Below are 19,905 nucleotides of genomic sequence, written 5' to 3' on the forward strand. Positions count from 1 at the left end.
TAGGGCGTAGACTATTCAGTAAAGCGTCCGTTATTTATGTCAGTACCGGTCCGAGCAGGGTCTGCATAACCAAGCGGCCAGTGCACAAACTGCCAACACAAGTCCCAGCTGTTGCACCAGAGCTGCGGCTCCCAGCATGAAACCCAACAGTAAATAGTAGGTCAGCCCGAACAATGCCCCGGCCGATCCAGCCTGCTCACGGTAATGCTGCAGCGCCTGGCTTAGAACATTAGGGATCGCTATACCATAAGCGATGACAACACCCGCCACAGGTACTAAAACCCATGCCGAAGTTTGTAAAGTCCAGGCGATAAGGCTTGAAAACAACGCCAGACTACAGGCATGTCGCACCAGCTGTTGCGGTCCATTGCCTGCGGCCAGTAATCTTCGGTTTAGCATGCTGCCAGTCAGCGAGGCGAGAGCCAGTAATAATCCGGTCCATCCAAACGCTCTGGAATCCCACGCCAACTGTTCAAAAAGAAATGGCGCTAAACTGTAGTAACTGAAGATCATCGCATTAAGCAGTGAGACCAGCATTGCATTTCGCCAGAGCGAACCGTCGCAAAGCATGCGTGCAGCCAAATGCCCTATTCGAGGGCTAATTATCTGAGCTGGCCGCGTTTCCGGCAAAATAATAGCACTAAGTGCCAGCAACATGACTGCCAACAACGACAGTGCAATAAACACCCCCATATGGCCCCAGAGGCTAACAATCCAGCCTCCGCTCAGAAGACCGAATACCGGGCTCAGAGCCAGCGCGGCTCCCATGACTGAAAATACACGAGCCAGTTTTATTGATTCATAGCTATCCCGGAGCATGGTTTGTACCACGACAGATCCTGCCGCCGCGCCCAGAGCCGAAACCATCCGGGCCAATAACAATATATGGAAATCTGTCGTTATTGTTGCCATCAGGGAGCCCGCAGCATAACAAACAAGTCCGGACATCATGGCAGGGCGTCGACCAATAAGGTCACTCAGGTAGCCCCATAATGCTACCCCTACGGCAAAAGCAATAAAGTAAACTGACAGAGTCTGAGCGGCCCGCTCACTGCTCACCATAAATGAGTGGGCGATATCCGGCAACGCCGGACTGTATATGGTTTCCACCAGTTGTGGAAACATGATCAGCAGCGTTAACAGCCATAGTGGTGGTCGATTGATAGTATGCATGGCAGCGTCTTAACAATTCAGGAATGAAGGCTATTATTGCTGAAATGATTATGTCTGATTACAATTATCAGGACTAAATATATAAAATATTGGACATAAAAGTGAAAATTGCACAGGACGAGATTTTTGATCCCGATCGTTTTGATGATCCAGTGGTTGGGATTGCAGCCGATCTTGGGGTACACGATTCCGGTCGACACAGTCATCAGCGTCACCAATTACTCTTTTCAGCAGTGGGTAGCATCACTATTGAGTTGGAGAAAACCCTGTGTCTACTTCCACCTCGTCGCGCTGCTTGGATCCCGGCGGGTACGGTTCATCGTGCCATAATGCGTGGCGTTATGGCGTATCGTTCGCTGTACTTTTCAAGCTCATTGCCATTATCTGAACTGCCATTACAGATCGTCGAGGTTAATCCTCTTTTTTTCGAAGTCATTGAACGGATGGCATTCTGGCCATGGGGAATGCCAGCGGAGCAACAGCTCAGCCTTATTGCCGTTTTTTGTGAAGAAATTCAAACCGCACGCAGTGAAAACTGGCGATTAGCGTTTCCCTCAGATACGCGCCTGAACTTATGGCTGGACAGGGTGCGTATGGGCGAATTACCTCCCCGATTGAGCCAGTTGGCGCAACAGATTGGCGCGTGTGAGCGTACCATCAGCCGTATTTTCATCAGAGATACCGGCATGAATTATCAGAGCTGGCGACAACAATGGAGGCTGCTAAAGGCAATGGAAATGCTGGCGGATGGGCTGCACATAAATCAGGTCGCGCAGCAAATGGAGTTTGTCAGCGATAGTGCATTTATCGCTTTTTTTCGTCAGCATACGGGAACAACGCCGACCCGCTATCCGCTTCCGTAGGGATTAAGTACCGATTCTAACGTTATATCGTCTGGTAAAAAGGCGATTCAGCGTACCGGTTGTATTAGATTAATAATTATTATCCAATGGTATAGTTTTGCTTAGATATAAGCCCATAACTCAAATAAGGATATGACTAAAATGACATGGTATGCCGATGAAATACTGATTCCCGCTTCAGATGAAGTCATTCAATATATTGCAGCCGATCCTCAACTATCGCCATTTACCTATGTTATTCCCGATCTGAATGACTACCCTTGGTATAGTCCTGGCCATCAGCATAATTTACCGGCTAAAGGACTGGTAGTGATCAGGCCGGTGAAATCGGCGGGCGATCATGCGGCAACATGGTATGGCGAGCCATTTATTGAGTGGTCTGCTCTGACTAACCTACAGGCTGATAGCGCATTGCTGAATTCTGATGTAGAAAAGATCCATAACCCCGATAGCTTACCGCCACAGACATTCCGCCGGTACTTATTTGCGCTGGCCCAAAAGTTAAATACAACCGTCGTCTACTATTCTGGTGCAATGTGGGGGGGATCAATCGATTACGAAAGTGTTTTAGCTTACTCACCTCGGCACGAGTCCGTATTTAATACCAATCCTGATTTCGATTCTGAACATGATTCAGCAGAGAGTGCGCTTTGCCTTGGATTAGCGGCAATTGGCATCAGTACCGCTGTTTTTTTTGCGCCGCATACCCGCTCGTTTCCATGGCAAGACTATGCAATAAAATTAAATAACGGCTAAATCTGCGTGTTTGGCTTCTCTTAATTCAATATTTATCCCCTTAACGCCACCGGTTCCTTGCACTATTGTTGCTGCAGATCACAGCGTGTTTCTGCATCACTATTGCAATACTGTATAAATAAACAGTATTATGGTGAAGTGTGAAAAAAGGCTATTCGGGGGAGTAAAATGAAAGAGAGCGTACTGCATAAGCTGACTATTCTGGCCGAATCGGCAAAATATGATGTGTCTTGTTCGTCCAGCGGGACTACGCGTGGTAATAAGCCGGGTAGCGTTGGCAGTACCAGCGGGTGGGGTATTTGCCATAGTTTTACTGAAGATGGCCGCTGCGTCTCTTTGCTGAAAATTTTACTGACCAATTTTTGTTTGTATGACTGTGCATACTGCGTTAACCGCCGTAGTAACGACATTGAACGGGTGGCTTTTACCCCAAAAGAGCTAGCCGAGCTGACCATTGAATTCTACCGACGTAATTACATTGAAGGGTTATTTCTCAGTTCCGGCGTGATTAAAAGTCCTGACCATACCATGGAAAAAATGCTGCGGGTGGTTAAAGACCTGCGCACCGTTCATCACTTCAATGGTTATATTCATATGAAGGCCATTCCCGGAGCCAGTCCTGAGCTGATTCATCAGGCCGGGCTATATGCCGATCGCCTGAGCGTTAATCTCGAAGTCCCGATTGAGGAAGATCTCAAGCTGTTAGCGCCGGAGAAAGATCACCAAAGCGTGTACAAGCCAATGAACTTTATCCAACAGGGCATGGTACAAAGCCTGGAGGAGCGACGAAAATATCGCTCGGCACCGCGTTTTGCTCCCGCCGGTCAAAGCACACAGCTGATTGTCGGTGCTGCACGAGATAATGATAAAGACATACTGATGCTTTCATCCGCGCTGTACCAGCGCCAGAGCATGAAGAGAGTTTATTATTCCGGCTATATTCCGGTTAATACCAACGATAAGCGGCTCCCGGCTACGGTTGATACGCCATTAAAGCGTGAGAACCGGCTATATCAGGCTGACTGGCTAATGCGTTTTTATCAATTCAGCGCCAATGAAATTCTCGATGACCAATCGCCATATCTCGATCTGGACATGGACCCAAAGCTGGCTTGGGCTATCCGGCACCCGGAACGGTTTCCGATAGACGTTAATACGGCCAGCTACGCCACGATATTAAGGGTCCCTGGCATTGGTATTAAATCAGCTAAGCTGATTGTTTCTGCACGAAAGCACGGCAGGCTTAACCTCAACGGGCTTAAAAAGATCGGTGTGGTATTGAAGCGGGCACAGTATTTTATCACTAACAATGAACTGCCGTTACACACCATCCATGAGGCAACCCCAGAGTATGTTAAACAGGTATTACGCGAGCCAAGTTCTCAACCCTATGCAGCACAGCAGCTTTCATTAGGTTTCTGACCTTATGTCGATCTTTTATTACGACAATACCTTTGATGGCTTGCTCAGCGTAGTTTTTGATGCCTATAAGCTTAAAATATTTCCTGAACTGCTACTGACCGAGGGTGATATTGAGCCGATGTTTATGCAGCGAGTCCATACCTCTGTGACCGATGCGCATAAATCAGACCGCGTATGGAAGGCATTGCAGAAAAAACTCTCCAAGCAAGCACTAAATCATATGATGTACGTCTGGCAATCTGAGCAGCAGGGCGCTGACGTACTGCTTTTTCGATATATCTGCAAAGTTATCGATTCACCTCAATCCATTGAAACCCACTTCAGCGATGAAGACGTATTTGAGATGTTAAAGCTGGCCAAAAAGGTCAGTAAAGATCAGATGTATCTGATTCAGTTTGTCCGCTTTCAAAAGACCAAAGAGAACATTTTCTTTTCCGTGGTAACGCCGGATTACAACGTCTTACCATTTACTATACGCCATTTCACCCAACGTTTTGCTGACCAACAGTGGGCGCTGTATGACACCCGGCGCGGCTACGGCTTTTATTATGATCTGCATAAGGTAGAACAGATAACTTTACCTGATGAAAGCAGCCTGACGGATGGCAAACTTAACCCGGAATTGCTTGCCCAAGACGAAGCATTATTTCAGGCGCTCTGGAAAGGCTACTTCAAAGCCATCAGCATTAAAGAGAGGAAGAATCTGCGCCAGCAAAGACAACATATGCCGGCACGTTTTTGGCATATATTACCGGAGATGCAGGGTTAGTGAGTAAGGCAAGTTGGCTAAAACGATATCTGTCATTATGAGCTTATTCACTCGTTTATGAAGTGAGATATCATCCTGATAAAAGGGGGGCAAGATCACAAAAATGCCCCTATTAAGTGAGCATGGCATTTAATTTTTAGCATCAGTCAGGACAAATTTATCATTCCTCTTCAATTAAGGTATAGTCCTCTTTTTATGGAGGAAACATGCTAACCAACTCATCTATTCGTCTTAACAAATACATCAGCGAAAGCGGAATTTGTTCTCGTCGCGACGGCGATCGTTACATTGAACAGGGTAATGTTTTTATTAACGGTAAACGTGCCTCCGTTGGCGCTCAGGTTTTTGCCGGAGATGTAGTTAAGGTTAACGGTCAGATTATCGAACCGCGTGATGCAGAAGATCTGGTGTTTATCGCACTCAATAAACCCGTTGGGATCATCACCACCATGGAAGAAGGTGAGCGGGATAACATTAGCGATTTCGTTAACCACAGCAAGCGCGTCTTTCCGATCGGGCGTTTAGATAAGGATTCTCAGGGGCTGATTTTTCTGACTAATCACGGTGACCTGGTCAATAAGATCCTTCGTGCCGGAAATAATCACGAGAAAGAGTATCTGGTGACCGTAGATAAACCGGTGACCGATGAGTTTATTCAAGGTATGGGTGCCGGTGTACCCATCTTGGGAACGATGACCAAAAAATGCAAAGTCAAGAAAGAAGCCCCCTTTGTGTTGCGCATTACGCTAGTACAAGGGCTTAACCGCCAGATTCGCCGTATGTGTAAGCACTTTGGCTATGAAGTCACCAAGCTTGAACGTACGCGCATCATGAACATTAGTTTAAAAGGATTGCCATTAGGCGAGTGGCGAGACTTAACCGATGATGAACTGATTGCGTTATTTAAACTGATTGAAGGATCGTCATCCGAAGAGAAATCGGCGAAAAAAGTGCAACCTAAATCCGCTGTAGCCAAAAAGCCGAGTATTAAAGGGCCGAAAAACGCCGAAAAAAATGGCGATAACACGGCTTCTCGTAAGCGCTTTACCCAGCCCGGGCGTAAAAAGAAAGGGCGCTAAATTTATAGGCACTTATCGACTTTATTGAGTTTAGTTAGCCGCTCTTTTCTCGTATTGCGTCAACAAAGGCCATAAATGCCAGTGAAGATTGGCGGCAATTTGGATGGTACCTTGAACCGGGCTAAGATAAATGCAATTTTTTATGAAGGAACCCTAGAACCAATGACAGTGATAATAAGTAGTTTTACCGTTTTATCACATATGAAACTAATCAAAAGAAACCACTGATTTAAGCAATCGCTGAGCATACTGATGCTTTACTGATACCAGATCATCAATATTGCATCGCTCAATAATGCGACCTTGATAAAAAAACAGCACCTTATTACATAGGTAAGCAACAGCTTGAATATCATGAGTAATAAACAGGTAGGATAAGTTAAGTTGTGACTTTAATCTTGCCAGTAAATCCAGAATTTGAACCTGTGATGATACATCTAAAGAACTAATCGCTTCATCCAAAATAATCAACTCAGGATTAGTCGCGATGGCTCGACATATTGCTATGCGTTGAATTTGACCGCCAGAAAGCTCATGAGCATGGCGTGGTTTCAAATCGTCAGGTAATCCTGCCAGTAATAAAAGTTCTGATATGCGCGCATCTAACTGTTGACGATTCAGTTTCTGATTGAGTAATAATGGTTCTGACAGCATTTGAAACACGGTCATCAACGGATTAACGGAAGATGCATAATCCTGAAAGACCACGCTAATATGATTTTTTCGAGTATCGGCGATGACGACATTTTTTCCGTTAAGCCTGATATGTCCACGGTTTGGCATTTCTAAACCGCAGATTAGGCGCGCCAGTGTGCTTTTACCGCTGCCACTTTCTCCAATGACCCCAATGCAATCGCCTTGTTCTAGTGAAAAACTCACGTCATTTATAATTTGGCGTTTTTTATTAGAAAATAATCCACTTCCGGCTAACGGGTAAGATTTTTCCACGTTACAGACTTCAAGTAACATGAGGCATTCCTTGAATAAGTCGGTTAAATTTCTGGCTCAGACGCCTTCGAGTATCAATAAGATGGCGAGTGTAATTATGAGCAGGGGCATCAAAAATCTTATCTGTTATACCCTGTTCAACAATATGGCCATCTTTCATCACCACAACATACTGAGCTAATTCTCGGACCAAAGCTAAATCATGAGTAACAAAGATCATCGAGGTGCTCTTTTCAATTCGCCACTGAGCAAATTGACGGATGATTTCGTATTGAGTAATACAATCGAGCGAGGTTGTCGGTTCATCGGCAACGATCAGTACCGGTTCAGATGCCAGCGTAAGTGCAATCATAACCCTCTGTAACATGCCACCCGAAAGCTGATGCGGATATTTTTTCCACAATTCATCAATATTATGAAGCTGCATATTGCTTAAGAGGGTTCTTGCACGATCCATTAATTCATTTGGGCTTAGTGTAAAATGATGACTCAGCGTTTCCGTAATCTGATTGCCAATGCTATACAACGGATCGAAAGCGCTCATGGCATCTTGCATGACAAACCCAATCTGTTTTCCGCGAATAGCGGTCCACTGATTAGCCGACAGTGTGAGCAAATTAACTCTCTGAAATTGCACTTCGCCACTGATATTGAGCCAACGGGATTGTAGACCGATAATACTTTTGCACAACAGGCTCTTGCCACTACCGCTTTCGCCGACAATAGCAATGCAGTCGTGCCTTTTAAGCGAAAAGTGAATATCGTTGACTAAAGTACGCTGGTAGCGACTGTCATAAACCGATAATCCTTTTACTTGTAGTAAAGTATCTTCTCTCATCATCTTACCGTTACTCTTTATTTCGGATGTGATAAGCAGGGTCAAAAACGTCACGTAGAAAGTCACCGATAAAGTTGAACGAGGCAACCACTACGACAATTGCAACACCTGCAGGTAGCATCTGCTCTGGGTGTAATAACATAACGTTTTTGGCTTCGCTTAGCATACTTCCCCATTCCGGTGAAGGTGGTTGTACTCCAAGGCCTAAAAATGAAAGGGCTGAAATCATCAGTATGACGCTACCAATGTCGGTTGACGCTAAAATAATGACTTCTGCCGCAGTAACCGGTAATAGATGTTTTCTCATAATATGTGCGGGGGGAGCGGCTATAATACGGGAATAATTGACATAATCTTTATTGCTGTACTGCATTACAACTCCTCGGATCATTCGCGCATACCATGTCCATTTCACGAGAATAATAGCCAGCAAAATATTACCGATACCGGGGCCCATAACACCCACTAATGCAAAAATCATTACCTCGCCGGGAAAAGAGAGGGCAACATCGCAGATTCTCATCAGAATATCATCAATGGTTCCCCTAAAATAACCCGCGATCACGCCGATCACGCCGCCAATTAGCACGGTAATACTCATGGCTAACATGCCATAGAAAACGGTTGTCCGTATGCCGAATAACAATCGGGAAAAAATGCAGCGACCAAGGTTATCAGTTCCCAGCGGATAGAGTAGGCTGATGCCCTGAAATTTATTTCTGACCGCGGTTAATGTGGGGTCATGCGGAGCAATATAAGGGGCGAAAATGCCACATATGACCACTATTCCCAATAGCAGCAGGCAAAAAATAGCAATACGATCGTTTTTCAATTTAAGCCAGAAGAGAGAAATCATAGTTATTGTTTCCCTCTATAACGAGGATCAATCTTTACCTGCAGCAAATCGATAAAGAAGTTAAATAACAGAAAGAGTACCGCCATCAGTAATATATAGGCTTGTATTATCGGATAGTCTCGACTGAAGATCGCGCCAACACATAATCGACCAATACCCGGCCAGGCAAAAATATTCTCAATGACCACCGTGCCTGCAATCAGTTTCGGAATACTCATACCAATTGCTACTAATGACGATTGTAGCGAATTGACTAAAACATGTTTGCCAATGATGAATGGCTCAGGCAGGCCGCGAGCTCTGGCATACAGCACATAATTCTGGTGTAGCTGTCCCAGCATGCTGCCGCGGATCAACCGAATATAAGTGCCGATATATCCCAGTGAGAGCGTAACTGCCGGTAAAATAACGCTTTTGACTTCCAGCATACCGCCAACGGGAAGCCAATCCATCTTCACGGCCAAAAGCCAAATCAACAACAAGCCAATCCAATAGTTGGGAATTGCCGTTATCAGGAAAATGAAGCCGCGCACCATTTTATCAAGCACAGAGCCTTCACTCATGGCACAGCTAATGCCCAGCAGTAAAGATAAAGTGACGATAATAAACAGAGAAACTGCAGCTAAATAAAGCGTGGCGGGGATAGCTAGCATAAACTCATGCAGCACCGAGGTTTTCATCACAAAGGACGAGCCAAAATCAAGGTGCAAACAACGCCATAGCCAATCAATGTATCGAATCAAGAAAGGGCGGTCTAAACCCAGTTCATGCCGCATGCTTTGAATAGCTAGGTCAGTCGGGACGATTTCATTAACTCTTAACGCCACCTCAGCCGGATCGGAAGGTGCCAGACTAAGTAAAACAAACGCCAGAAATGAGATCATGATGGTTAAGGGAACCATCATGATTAGCCGTTTAAGCAGATAAGAGCGCATGTTTATTGTTTTCCCTGACCCTTTCTGCTCATAAGATAAATCTGAACACCATTGTTAGACGCTCAGAAATACATTTTTTCAAAGGGTATTTCATACTGCGAGGGATTAAAGGTAACGCCTTGCAGTGCCGGTGAGAAAATCGCCTTCGTTTTGGAGTAAGTTAGCGGAATATAAACTGCTTCATCTGCCAGTGTAGTAAACAAGCGGGTATACAACGCCTGACGTTTTCCCTCATCTGGCGTAATCAACAGTTCACCAATCATCTGATCGATTTGTGTCTTATTCTTTAATCCCTTTTGTCCCTGATAATCCGCATGAGCGGGAATGCGGAAAGAGGAAACAAAAGAAGCGGGGTCATAAGGTGTTCCCCACGATAGCGAGTACTGTAGGTCAAAATCTCCGGATTTTTGGCGATCTAAAAAAGCCTGTTTTTCTTCCCCAAGGATTTTCAGATTGACCCCTATCTTTTTAAAGTCATCCTGAATTAGCTCTGCGATCTCTCTTTCAGCGGCATTATTCATGTTATAAGACAGCATCAGCTCCAGCGGTTTACCTTGCTTTTCTCGTATCGTTTTTCCTTCAGGTAATACCCAACCTGCCGCATCTAGTGACTGTCTGGCCTTTTCTGGGTTAAACGAATATATAGGCAGATCGATATTACTGTAGGGAACACTGCGAGCCATTAAGGTATCGGCAACGCTTTCTGTGTTATCCATAATGCCTTCAGCAATACCTTGTTTATCAACGGCATATTGCAAGGCTTGGCGAACCGCTTTATCTCCGGTAATTGGGCGACTGCTGTTCAATACTAATGCTCGTGAAGCAATAGGGTCACTCATAAACGTTTTATATTTACCCGATGCCTGTAACGCTTCAAAACTATCCATATCTACCATGTCGCCATCAGCGCCAAAGATCAGGTGAATATCACCTTTTTGTAAAGCCATTAACATTGCCTGGCGTTCAGGGATTACACGCCATAGCACTTGATGTATTTTTGGGGGAGTTCCCCAGTAGTGCGGATTGGTAATAAATTGTGCAAACTGATTTTTTTTATGTTCTTTCAATACCCATGGCCCCGTTCCAGTATAGCTACTAACGCCATTTTGAGTTTTTCCGTCAATAAAAGCCTTAGGAGAGATAAAGCGGAATGGTCGAGTCAGCCCTAATTCAGTTAATGTCGGGTAGTAGGAGTTTTTAAGCTTTATTTCAACGCGATAGGTATCTAATACATTGACAATTTCAATTTGTTGAACTAACTCCAACCATGCATGGCGTTGATAATTACTCAGTACTGCATCCATATTTAGCTTTACAGCCTCGGCGTTAAACGCTTCACCATCAGTGAAAGTAACGTCTTTACGCAGATTAAAAATATAGCTTTTACCATCACCAGAGATTTCCCAGCTTTCAGCTAAAAAAGGTTTTACGCCGTCGTGGGTATTAATGACTAAAGACTCAAAAACCATATTTTGAGCGGCCATTTCTCCGGAATAAAGATGTGGATTGATATCACGGATATCTTTAGTGCTGGCATAAACTAATTGGCTGTCTTGTGGCGGCTTCGCTTGAAGATTGAATGAAGTAAAAATCAATAGCAGAACAGAGATAAATATATTCGAGCATTTTTTCATTTTTATAGCCTGATATATTGTGTTAAGTGATATAGAAAATAGTCTGGGGCTATTTTTCTGCGACAATCATAAACATAGGAGTAGACGCATAATTGATTTTCTCTTCTCTATTCCAAAGGTTTTCTGCGGCCCGGGTATCAAGAAAAAGTTTGGTAAATCCACAGATTAATAATGCATTCGAGTCCCATGCAGGGCGCATTTCTTTGCTTAATGGCAATTCCCGAGCAATGTTTTCCATTGCAACGGTATCTGTATTGACATAATGGTCATCAATGTTCGAACTCTGGGCGTTACGACGGTCTTGAAGATAACCCTGACGATAGTGCTCATTAAACAAATGCAAATACCAATTTGCATCAAAATTAATCAGGCGACCGCCTGTTTTTAGCACGCGAAACCATTCCTGGTAAGCCTGAAAGGGGTGTTTTAAGTTCCAGGTAACATTGCGGGTCACGATCAGATCGAATGTCTGCTCGTCAAAAGGAAGGGTATGTACATCGGATTGAACAAAATTAATATCGACATCGTGCTGTCGGGCATTGTTTTTTGCCTGTTCCAACATGGCGGGTGTGACATCTACAGCAGTCACTTCATGGCCCGCCATGGCTAAGGTAACAGCAAAAAATCCCGGACCTGTACCAACGTCTAAAATTTTTAAACAGGCCTTTTCGGGCGCATTTTTTAAAATTGTTGTTTGCCAAAGCGTACGTTTAATACTCTGTAATTCTTCAACATTGACTTGGTTGTAGCCATCGGCTCGTTTATCCCAGTATTGCTTCACATCTTGCAGAATTTTTTCTGTTGGGTTTTGATCGAATAATTGCGTCACAGTGCGTCCTGATTTATTGAAAGATTTAAGGCCAGTTAAGTTTACGCGCTTTTATTTAGCCGCTAGCAGAGTCTTTATCAGAGTGGCAAATCGGTTTAGAAGAATGTTACTGAGATGTAAAGCTTATCTCAACCATAAGTATGCAAAAAACAGTAAAACATCATACTTTTTTGCTACAGGTCATAAAAATGAAATGGGAATGGTATATTTGTCAGGCAGATGATTAACTATAGGCTGGAATAAGATAATGCGCGAAATGAACGTGCAGACGGCGCTTAATTAATTGCTATGCGGGGAAAAGACGAACCAGATCACGAGTTTCGATTTGGTATTCAAGGGCACCTATTGCTGCAAGCAAACTCATGGGGGTGCCAAGATGACTAGAGCCGTTACTCATGCGCTTCACCCCGAACGACTAAAAGTTTGTTTTTCACCTACGCGTACAATCAAGTCGACCATGATACATGGTTATTTAACTTCTATTGAATTTGCGTGATTCATAATGATTTTGCTTTAATAATTTTGATAGAAGGTACCTAAAATGAATACATTTTCAGTGCGCCGAATTAGCCGCTGCGAACTTGACGAATTCAGAAGCGTTAGGCTTGAAGCTCTCAGGCTTCATCCGAATGCGTTTGGCGCATCGTATGAAGATTGGTGTCAGAAACCGACAGAGTTTTTTGCTGAGCGTATTGATACTGATAATGTTTTTGGCGGATTCGACAGTGAGAATAAATTACAGGGCATAATTGGAATTAGTTGCAGTACTACGCCAAAGTTGCGCCATGTAGCCACTATATGGGGAATGTACGTTCGAGCAGAAATGCGAGGTACCGGCCTTGCTAAATTACTGATGAAAGCAGCATTAGAAGCCGCGAATTCGGTCTCAACGGTAAAACTTTCTGTCGCTACCACTAATTATCCTGCACAAGCGCTTTATCGTTCATTTGGGTTCAGAGAGTGGGCCATAGATGTCGCCGCGTTATATGTGGATGGCGTATTTTATGATGAGCTTCTTATGAGGTTGGATTTAAAGGCTGATGAGTGTAGTAAAAAACCACTATTTGACGGAAACCTACTCTAAAGCGTCTTATGGCGTTGTTTCATAAAACTTAGCTTTTAAAGAATATTCCAAATTGATAGCTTAGCCTCACAAATAGCGATTAACGCTCGAACGCTATTTTTAACCGTTGCAAGAACAGCTCTGCTGCTTTCGAAAAAAAACTGTATCTCTTCCAGACAATGGCAATTTCAACCTCTAATGCAGGCTCAAGAGGAATAAAACAAAGATCGCTGTCACCCATGGTATTAACCAGCCGGTCAAGGCACAGCGCATAGCCAATGCCTTTTTCAACCATCAACGCTGCATTAAAAATCAGATTATAGGTTGCCACCACATTCAGCTTTTCATAGTCTCTTTTTATCCATTTAGAGATATCATTATCGACATGTTTCTGCTTTGAGCTGATAAGTGGAAGGTGCCATAAATCTTCAGGGCGGATAGATGACCGTTCAGCCAACGGGCTATTTTTTCGCATTAAGACGCCCCATTTATCCTTTACTGGCAGGAGCAGAGACTCATATTTGCTAACGTTGACTGTTCCAATCAGGATACCGAAATCTAATAATCCTTTATCAATCCTTTCCGTAACGTCATCGGCATTACCGCTATATATATGAAAGCGTATTTGTGGATAATGATCCTGTAAATCTTTTATTATTTCAGCGATGCTCCCCATGGCGTAAGTTTCACCGCCACCAATATAAATATCCCCGCGGATCGTGTCTGCCGGTGCTTGAAACTCAGCCTCGGTCTTCTGAACCAGTTCCAGTATTTCCTCGGCGCGTTTGCGTAATCGCATCCCTTCATCGGTCAAGGTGATTCTTCGACTTCCCCGGATAAATAGCTTTACGCCAAGTTTTTCTTCTAATTCAATTAGCTGTCTTGAAAGCGTCGGCTGAGTAAGATGCAAATATTCAGCCGCGGCGGTGATACTTTCTTCTTTGGCCAGCGCCAGAAAATAACGTAATACCTTTATATCCAAGTTAATTACCTGCTATTTGCAAACTATTCCACACCATGCCTTTAAGGCATGAATAACCATAATATATGAGTATTTTACATGTGTTATAGGCATATTTATACTGCAAAAAATTAAAGCGCAAAGCTCTCAGGTAAACAGAACTACTCAAAATAAGGTAACAGCATTAATGAAATCGCATCGATTACAGTTATCTCCTGAAAGAACCTATTGGCCGGCGGTTTTCTCTCTATTTATGGGCGTGACGGGGTTAATTGCTGCGGAGTTTATTCCTGTCAGCCTACTCACGCCAATCTCTCAGGAGTTAAATATTACCGAAGGGGCGGCTGGACAGTCGGTAACCGTCGTCGGTTTTTTTGCCGTTATTGCCAGCCTGACGCTTGCTCCATTAGCCAAGAATATGAATAGGCGGCTCATTCTGCTAATCCTATCCTCGTTATTAGTGCTATCGAATATTTTAGTCGCTCTTGCACCAAACTATATCAGCCTGCTTGTTGGCCGTTGTCTTTTGGGGCTATGCGTTGGTGGTTTCTGGTCAATGGCACCGGCAGTGACGCTACAGCTTGTTCCATCCAAAGATATATCACGAGCATTCAGTATTATTTATGCCGGCGTCTCGGTTGCTACGATTATCTCATTACCACTGGCAAGCTATCTGGAAGGGGTGTTTGGCTGGCGCAACGTCTTCTTCTTTTCCGCATTATTAAGCATTGTTGCTTTGATTTGGCAGTTTCTATCATTACCTTCATTACCGGCACAGGCCGGCAATAACTTTAAAAATATGATGGCACTATTAAAGGTGCGTTGGATACTGGCAGGCATCGGGGCAATTATTTTTAGCTACGGTGGATATCATCTGTTTTTTACATATCTTCGGCCTTTTCTGGAATACGATCTTGCTCTGTCGGCGTATTCATTATCCACCGTATTATTATTCTTTGGGCTTGCCAGCTGTGCTGGTACGGTTTTGGCCGGATGGTTTTTGGGGCAATCTTTCAGAAAAACCATGTATATAACACTGCTGTTTTTTGTGTTACTTGCGAGCGCTTTATTTATCAGTAATAGAAACGTCACTCAAGATACTTTGCTTATTATTTTATGGGGGTTCATGTTTGGGTTTATTACTGTCGGATGGTCAACCTGGATCGCGCGTACACTTGCTGATAAAGCGGAACTTATCGGCGGTTTGACCGTAGGCGCTATACAATTTTCTATTGGTTTGGCTGCGGCCGTTGGTGGATTTATTTTCGATAACCTGAATATTGACGGCATTTTTATCACCGCGGTCGTTGCTTTTATATTAGCAATGGCGCTCACCATTATCAGTTTTTCTTTATTCACTAAAGTAACAGGGAGATTAGCCTGATATAAAAGCGTTAATTACGTTTAAAGATATATTCTCCAGTATTCAATCACCTATTTTTGCTAACGCAGAATACATCTGATACTTAATTTTTATGTAAGGGGTAATATGAAAAAAATCATTAAACATCCTCATATCCAGTCAGTTATCGCTGCATTGGTCGGAGTTTTTATAATATTTTCAACACAATTCGCTAGAGGAGCCGATATGTCTAACGGAGCAGATAACTTTTATAAAAGTGATCGTGTGGTCATACAGAAAGTAGCGTTCAAGAATCAATATAATATGACAGTGGAAGGAGATCTTTTTCTACCTAAAAATTTGGATAAAAATATCAAAACGCCGGCCATCATTGTGGGGCATCCTATGGGCGCGGTCAAAGAACAGAGCGCAAACCTATATGCCACTAAAATGGCTGAGAGAGGCTTTGTTACATTATCCATTGATTTATCTTTTTGGGGTGGAAGCGAAGGAATGCCACGTAACAGCGTTTCCCCTGATATATATGCAGAGGATTTCAGCGCCGCAGTCGATTATTTAGGAACTCGCCCTTTTGTCGATAGAAACAATATTGGCGTAATCGGCATTTGCGGTAGCGGAAGCTTTGCGATTAGTGCTGCCAAGATAGATCCACGCTTAAAGGCTATCGCAACAGTCAGCATGTATGATATGGGCTCAGCTAACCGTAATGCGCTTAACCATTCACTCACGCTTGCTCAAAGAAAGCAGATTATTGCCGATGCAGCACAGCAGCGTTATGTGGAGTTTACCGGCGGTGAGATTAAATACACCAGTGGAACTGTGCATGAATTAAATAAAAACTCTACGGCAATTGAGCGGGAGTTTTACGACTTCTATCGCACACCTCGGGGAGAATTCACGCCAAAAGGGCAATCAGCACAGTTGACTACACATCCTACTCTCACGAGTAACATTAAGTTTATGAACTTCTATCCGTTCAATGATATAGAAACGATCTCTCCTCGTCCGATGTTGTTTATCACCGGTGAAAATGCCCATTCAAAAGAATTTAGTGAAGATGCCTATCAGCGTGCTGCAGAACCGAAGGAGCTGTATGTGATTGCTAATGCAGGGCATGTTGATCTTTATGACCGGGTTGACTTAATTCCTTTTGATAAGCTATTTGCCTTTTTTTCATCTAATTTGAAATAATTAAACTAATACGCAAAAACATCAACAATAAAGAGCAATATAAATAGAGATTGCTCTTTATTTAATTAACCAGCAGCATTATCCGATGACCACAAATTAATTATTAGACATCCATTTATTCAGATAAATGAGAGCATTATTAATAGGGATTAATCAATGATAAAACACTTACTATTACTAATAATGGTTTTATGGGTAAACACGGGCCATGCTCAGAATATTACTATCCGCAATTTTCCCGTACCGAATACGGCCAGCGCTGAAATCGGGCCTTTAGTTTCGGGCCAACCGACACCGTTCTGGAATGACCATCCTCAAACCCGGGATGAATGGAATCTATGGGTATCTCAAATAGCTCAAGGGACTATTAAACAACTTCCTGATTTAAGAGAGAAAATGCAGGTTTCTGTGGAATCGACTCAATTTTCAGGCGTACCCGGCTTTATTATTACGCCAAAGCAGGTTCTGCCGGAAAATCGTAACCGCGTGCTGATCCATTTTCATGGTGGCGGTTATGTACTTAATCCGGGGGAAGCGGGTACCGATGAAGCGATAATGATGGCAGGTTACGGGCAGATTAAAGTTATTTCCATTGATTATCGTATGCCACCAGATTTTCCGTTCCCTGCGGCGATTGATGACGCAATAACTGCCTATCGAGAAATACTCAGAACTTATCCGGCAGAAAGAATAGGGGTGTTTGGAACATCAACAGGAGGAGGAATAACATTAGCCCTAATGTTAAAGGCTAAGGCTCAAGGGCTACCATTACCCGCAGCCATTACTGTAGGCACGCCATGGACTGACATGACTAAAACGGGTGATTCCTATTTTACTCATGAAGGCATTGATAATGTTCTTGTCAGCTACGATGGCTGGCTGGGGGATGCGGCTAACCTTTATGCCAATGGACATGACCTGAAAGATCCACTTCTTTCTCCTATATATGGTGATGTACAAGCGTTTCCGCCAACGCTATTAGTCACAGGGACGCGAGACCTTTTTCTCAGTAACACCGTGCGGATGCACCTCAAACTAAGAGAGGCGGGTAATATTGCCGACTTGATTGTTTTTGAGGGGCTTTCTCATGCCCAATATTTGATGGCCGTCGATGCACCAGAAACAAAAAGATATTTTAAAGAAAGCATCCTATTTTTTAATCAATATTTGGCCAGATAAATATTGATTCATCTAAAGGAAAAATAACTATGATGAAAAAATACCTTATCACTTTCTTGCTCGGGTTCGGGTTGATGTATTTATCACCGGTTTATGCCCAACCCGGTGGGAAGGGCGAATATCATCCTATACAGATTCGCGTGATAAACGGCGATCAATCCATGATTAGCGCCACGCTCAATAATAGTCAGGCCGCGATGGATTTTTTAGCCATGCTGCCAATAACCCTCACGCTGAAAGATTATGGTCATAATGAGAAAGTCGCGGGGCTTCCCCAACAGCTATCAACAGCAGGTTCGCCGGACGGATACACGCCGTCAGTGAAAGATATTGCTTACTATGCACCTTGGGGAAATATGGTTATTTATCGTCAAAACTTCGAATATTCAAGAGGTTTGGTTAAATTAGGAAGCATTGATTACGGTATGGATATACTTGATATCTCGGGCCCAATTCAAGTGATTATTGAGGCCGTTGATGAACAGCCACAATAATCAATCTACGACGCCTATTTTATATATGGTGACTGTTTCCTCAGTGTCCAGTAAAGACTAGAGATAACGTTAAACCTTGCGCGCCCCGGACCATGCCTTGTTCATTGTGAAGATAACGCCAGCTAGCGAAGCGGTCAAAATGCCGATGATTACCCATGGAAATGACGATGTTCGTGCTTGGTTAAGCAGTATTCCTCCGGCAATACCTCCACCGGCCACCGCCGTATTCCAGGTGGTGGTGTACATCGATTGAGCGACATCGATAGAATCATCGGCCAATCGAGATAATGCCGTCTGGGTAATTGTCGCAAATCCGCCTACTGCTAAGCCCCAAATTGAACGCAGGCTACTTACGACTAGAGCGTAAATGTTGATATTCCCGCAAGGTTAACCAGATAACGATACCATCCAGTACCGTAATGAACAAAAGCAACAGAGAATGCGTAAAACTATATCTATAAACCTGATAGATAATGAACAAGCTGAATATCGCGATGGATGCCGGGTAGTAGGCGAGCTTCTCACGCCAAAGGCCGATGATAAGCCAGATCTTGATGATGCCATGGCAAAGCAAATAGAACGCGGCGAAATGTTGGCCGCTAACCGATATGCCTTGTGCTGAATGGAGCAGAAAGTTTGCAAGAAAATCGCTTGGATCTTCTGCTAATTCAGTTCGAGTGACAGTTTTTACTAAGTGAAGCACAAATTGTTGGCTAATAAAATACGAGGTAATGCCGGCAGCGATTTCTACCAGAGCAAGAATACCTTTAAGAATAAGACTGATTTTAAAGGCAAAGTGTACATTTTTTTTGCCTAACAGTTTCTTCATTCTGATCATTTTGAGTATTGGCTATTAAAAATAAAATATCGGGGAAGAATGAAATTATAATAGCTCAGGCTTAAGCTGACACTTTTTTCCTCAACTATATCTTATCTGACATAAGGTTATCTATCCAAGTAGATTGATGATTGATATCATCAAGTGGGTACTTGATATTTAATTTTTTATTTTGTAATTACAAAATAAGTTATGAGGAGATGAATGTGAATCAAAGAACAGTATCAGCTAATGAATACAAAAATGTCACTGAAGCAGCTACAAAATATGTCGAGGCTTTACGCACAGGTAACGTTGATATGTTGTCTGATGTTTTCCATAAAGATTGTGTGACATACGGCACTGTTAATGGTGAGCTTATGGGAGGAGCAAGTAATCCTACGGCTGATTTCATTCAGAACTATGGTAAATCTCCTGAAATTATTTTTCATATTGACATTCTTGACATTACGCCAACCACAGCAGTAGTTCGAATCGTTATGGAAAAAGATGCTGTCGGGTCTGATTGTAATGACTATCTCTCGTTTATTAAACTTGATAAACGCTGGGCTGTAATTTCCAAAATCTTCCATCAATTTGAGAAGTGATTTTCGTTCGATCCTTATCAAAGATGTCTGAGTGAGTAGGACATTACGCGATCGACCTCCATGATGAATCAACATGAAACTATTGATATTCTCAGTTCACTAATATGTCAAGGAGGAAGCGTGAGCC

At 43.3% G+C, this 19,905-nt stretch carries 20 protein-coding genes; 11 read left to right on the forward strand and 9 right to left on the reverse strand.

Annotated features, from left to right (window positions below; all coding sequences use genetic code 11):
- Positions 1 to 39 precede the first annotated feature (39 nt).
- Entirely contained in the window at positions 40 to 1,173 is a 1,134-nt protein-coding gene (locus YWE_RS0101110; protein ID WP_029092849.1) for a multidrug effflux MFS transporter, read from the reverse strand.
- Between the two features lie 101 nt (positions 1,174 to 1,274).
- Between YWE_RS0101110 and YWE_RS0101115 the strand changes: the two genes are divergently transcribed.
- The 5 genes from YWE_RS0101115 (at position 1,275) to rluF (ending at position 6,062) form a co-directional block, all read left to right on the forward strand.
- Positions 1,275 to 2,036 (forward strand): AraC family transcriptional regulator, encoded by a 762-nt coding sequence (locus YWE_RS0101115; protein WP_029092850.1) that lies wholly within the window; start codon positions 1,275 to 1,277, stop codon positions 2,034 to 2,036.
- A 141-nt stretch (positions 2,037 to 2,177) separates the two neighbouring features.
- On the forward strand, positions 2,178 to 2,792 hold the full coding sequence (locus tag YWE_RS0101120) for a hypothetical protein (protein WP_029092851.1): 615 nt from the start codon (positions 2,178 to 2,180) through the stop codon (positions 2,790 to 2,792).
- A 168-nt stretch (positions 2,793 to 2,960) separates the two neighbouring features.
- A complete protein-coding gene (locus YWE_RS0101125; RefSeq protein ID WP_029092852.1) occupies positions 2,961 to 4,214 on the forward strand; it encodes a putative DNA modification/repair radical SAM protein in 1,254 nt (417 codons plus the stop codon).
- Positions 4,215 to 4,218: 4 nt separating this feature from the next.
- Positions 4,219 to 4,983: a TIGR03915 family putative DNA repair protein gene (locus tag YWE_RS0101130; protein ID WP_029092853.1), complete on the forward strand. Its 765-nt coding sequence runs from the start codon at positions 4,219 to 4,221 to the stop codon at positions 4,981 to 4,983.
- A 206-nt stretch (positions 4,984 to 5,189) separates the two neighbouring features.
- Complete coding sequence (gene rluF / locus YWE_RS0101135) at positions 5,190 to 6,062, forward strand: 23S rRNA pseudouridine(2604) synthase RluF (protein WP_029092854.1); 873 nt, start codon at positions 5,190 to 5,192, stop codon at positions 6,060 to 6,062.
- A 207-nt stretch (positions 6,063 to 6,269) separates the two neighbouring features.
- On the opposite strand, the gene YWE_RS0101140 is transcribed toward rluF, so the two are convergent.
- From YWE_RS0101140 to YWE_RS0101165, 6 genes are all read right to left on the reverse strand, one after another.
- Positions 6,270 to 7,031, reverse strand: a complete 762-nt coding sequence (locus tag YWE_RS0101140; RefSeq protein WP_029092855.1) for an ABC transporter ATP-binding protein — start codon at positions 7,029 to 7,031, stop codon at positions 6,270 to 6,272.
- A complete protein-coding gene (locus tag YWE_RS0101145) occupies positions 7,021 to 7,848 on the reverse strand; it encodes an ABC transporter ATP-binding protein (protein WP_029092856.1) in 828 nt (275 codons plus the stop codon). Before YWE_RS0101145 ends, YWE_RS0101140 begins: the two co-directional genes overlap by 11 nt.
- Positions 7,849 to 7,858: 10 nt before the next feature.
- Positions 7,859 to 8,704 (reverse strand): nickel/cobalt ABC transporter permease, encoded by an 846-nt coding sequence (gene opp1C / locus YWE_RS0101150; RefSeq protein WP_029092857.1) that lies wholly within the window; start codon positions 8,702 to 8,704, stop codon positions 7,859 to 7,861.
- A gap of 2 nt (positions 8,705 to 8,706) precedes the next feature.
- On the reverse strand, positions 8,707 to 9,639 hold the full coding sequence (opp1B, locus tag YWE_RS0101155; protein WP_029092858.1) for a nickel/cobalt ABC transporter permease: 933 nt from the start codon (positions 9,637 to 9,639) through the stop codon (positions 8,707 to 8,709).
- A gap of 62 nt (positions 9,640 to 9,701) precedes the next feature.
- Entirely contained in the window at positions 9,702 to 11,273 is a 1,572-nt protein-coding gene (nikA, locus tag YWE_RS0101160) for a nickel ABC transporter substrate-binding protein (RefSeq protein WP_029092859.1), read from the reverse strand.
- A gap of 49 nt (positions 11,274 to 11,322) precedes the next feature.
- Positions 11,323 to 12,102, reverse strand: a complete 780-nt coding sequence (locus YWE_RS0101165) for a class I SAM-dependent methyltransferase (protein ID WP_029092860.1) — start codon at positions 12,100 to 12,102, stop codon at positions 11,323 to 11,325.
- A 541-nt stretch (positions 12,103 to 12,643) separates the two neighbouring features.
- Here YWE_RS0101165 and YWE_RS26265 point away from each other — a divergent pair.
- On the forward strand, positions 12,644 to 13,186 hold the full coding sequence (locus YWE_RS26265) for a GNAT family N-acetyltransferase (protein ID WP_051323120.1): 543 nt from the start codon (positions 12,644 to 12,646) through the stop codon (positions 13,184 to 13,186).
- Positions 13,187 to 13,265: 79 nt separating this feature from the next.
- Here YWE_RS26265 and YWE_RS0101175 read toward each other — a convergent pair whose 3' ends face one another.
- Positions 13,266 to 14,147 carry a LysR family transcriptional regulator gene (locus tag YWE_RS0101175; protein WP_029092861.1) on the reverse strand — a complete coding sequence of 294 codons (882 nt, stop codon included), beginning with the start codon at positions 14,145 to 14,147 and terminating at the stop codon, positions 13,266 to 13,268.
- A 166-nt stretch (positions 14,148 to 14,313) separates the two neighbouring features.
- Here YWE_RS0101175 and YWE_RS0101180 point away from each other — a divergent pair, with 166 nt between their 5' ends.
- The 4 genes from YWE_RS0101180 (at position 14,314) to YWE_RS0101195 (ending at position 18,353) form a co-directional block, all read left to right on the forward strand.
- The gene (locus YWE_RS0101180; RefSeq protein WP_029092862.1) at positions 14,314 to 15,510 is read left to right on the forward strand and encodes an MFS transporter; all 1,197 of its coding nucleotides are present in this window, start codon (positions 14,314 to 14,316) and stop codon (positions 15,508 to 15,510) included.
- 204 nt (positions 15,511 to 15,714) lie between these two features.
- Positions 15,715 to 16,680, forward strand: coding sequence for an alpha/beta hydrolase (locus YWE_RS0101185; RefSeq protein WP_227660002.1), 966 nt, complete (start codon positions 15,715 to 15,717; stop codon positions 16,678 to 16,680).
- 156 nt (positions 16,681 to 16,836) lie between these two features.
- A complete protein-coding gene (locus YWE_RS26270) occupies positions 16,837 to 17,859 on the forward strand; it encodes an alpha/beta hydrolase fold domain-containing protein (RefSeq protein WP_051323122.1) in 1,023 nt (340 codons plus the stop codon).
- Positions 17,860 to 17,888: 29 nt separating this feature from the next.
- A complete protein-coding gene (locus YWE_RS0101195) occupies positions 17,889 to 18,353 on the forward strand; it encodes a cyclophilin-like fold protein (protein WP_211230982.1) in 465 nt (154 codons plus the stop codon).
- A 346-nt stretch (positions 18,354 to 18,699) separates the two neighbouring features.
- Here the strand turns inward: YWE_RS0101195 and YWE_RS0101205 are convergent, their stop codons facing one another.
- On the reverse strand, positions 18,700 to 19,191 hold the full coding sequence (locus tag YWE_RS0101205) for a DUF2127 domain-containing protein (protein ID WP_029092866.1): 492 nt from the start codon (positions 19,189 to 19,191) through the stop codon (positions 18,700 to 18,702).
- A 206-nt stretch (positions 19,192 to 19,397) separates the two neighbouring features.
- Here YWE_RS0101205 and YWE_RS0101210 point away from each other — a divergent pair, with 206 nt between their 5' ends.
- Positions 19,398 to 19,778, forward strand: a complete 381-nt coding sequence (locus YWE_RS0101210; protein WP_211230983.1) for a nuclear transport factor 2 family protein — start codon at positions 19,398 to 19,400, stop codon at positions 19,776 to 19,778.
- Positions 19,779 to 19,905: the final 127 nt, after the last annotated feature.

Origin of the sequence: Budvicia aquatica DSM 5075 = ATCC 35567, assembly GCF_000427805.1 — a bacterium.
GTDB lineage: Bacteria > Pseudomonadota > Gammaproteobacteria > Enterobacterales > Enterobacteriaceae > Budvicia > Budvicia aquatica.

Coding starts and splice junctions, on each gene's coding strand:
- YWE_RS0101125 (WP_029092852.1), top strand. CDS start 2,961: ATGAAAGAGAGCGTACTGCATAAGCTGACTATTCTGGCCGAATCGGCA.
- rluF (WP_029092854.1), top strand. CDS start 5,190: ATGCTAACCAACTCATCTATTCGTCTTAACAAATACATCAGCGAAAGC.
- YWE_RS0101130 (WP_029092853.1), top strand. CDS start 4,219: ATGTCGATCTTTTATTACGACAATACCTTTGATGGCTTGCTCAGCGTA.
- nikA (WP_029092859.1), bottom strand. CDS start 11,273: ATGAAAAAATGCTCGAATATATTTATCTCTGTTCTGCTATTGATTTTT.
- YWE_RS0101140 (WP_029092855.1), bottom strand. CDS start 7,031: ATGTTACTTGAAGTCTGTAACGTGGAAAAATCTTACCCGTTAGCCGGA.
- YWE_RS0101195 (WP_211230982.1), top strand. CDS start 17,889: ATGATGAAAAAATACCTTATCACTTTCTTGCTCGGGTTCGGGTTGATG.
- YWE_RS0101185 (WP_227660002.1), top strand. CDS start 15,715: ATGTCTAACGGAGCAGATAACTTTTATAAAAGTGATCGTGTGGTCATA.
- YWE_RS0101205 (WP_029092866.1), bottom strand. CDS start 19,191: ATGATCAGAATGAAGAAACTGTTAGGCAAAAAAAATGTACACTTTGCC.
- opp1B (WP_029092858.1), bottom strand. CDS start 9,639: ATGCGCTCTTATCTGCTTAAACGGCTAATCATGATGGTTCCCTTAACC.
- YWE_RS26265 (WP_051323120.1), top strand. CDS start 12,644: ATGAATACATTTTCAGTGCGCCGAATTAGCCGCTGCGAACTTGACGAA.
- YWE_RS0101145 (WP_029092856.1), bottom strand. CDS start 7,848: ATGAGAGAAGATACTTTACTACAAGTAAAAGGATTATCGGTTTATGAC.
- YWE_RS0101110 (WP_029092849.1), bottom strand. CDS start 1,173: ATGCATACTATCAATCGACCACCACTATGGCTGTTAACGCTGCTGATC.
- YWE_RS0101120 (WP_029092851.1), top strand. CDS start 2,178: ATGACATGGTATGCCGATGAAATACTGATTCCCGCTTCAGATGAAGTC.
- YWE_RS26270 (WP_051323122.1), top strand. CDS start 16,837: ATGATAAAACACTTACTATTACTAATAATGGTTTTATGGGTAAACACG.
- YWE_RS0101180 (WP_029092862.1), top strand. CDS start 14,314: ATGAAATCGCATCGATTACAGTTATCTCCTGAAAGAACCTATTGGCCG.
- opp1C (WP_029092857.1), bottom strand. CDS start 8,704: ATGATTTCTCTCTTCTGGCTTAAATTGAAAAACGATCGTATTGCTATT.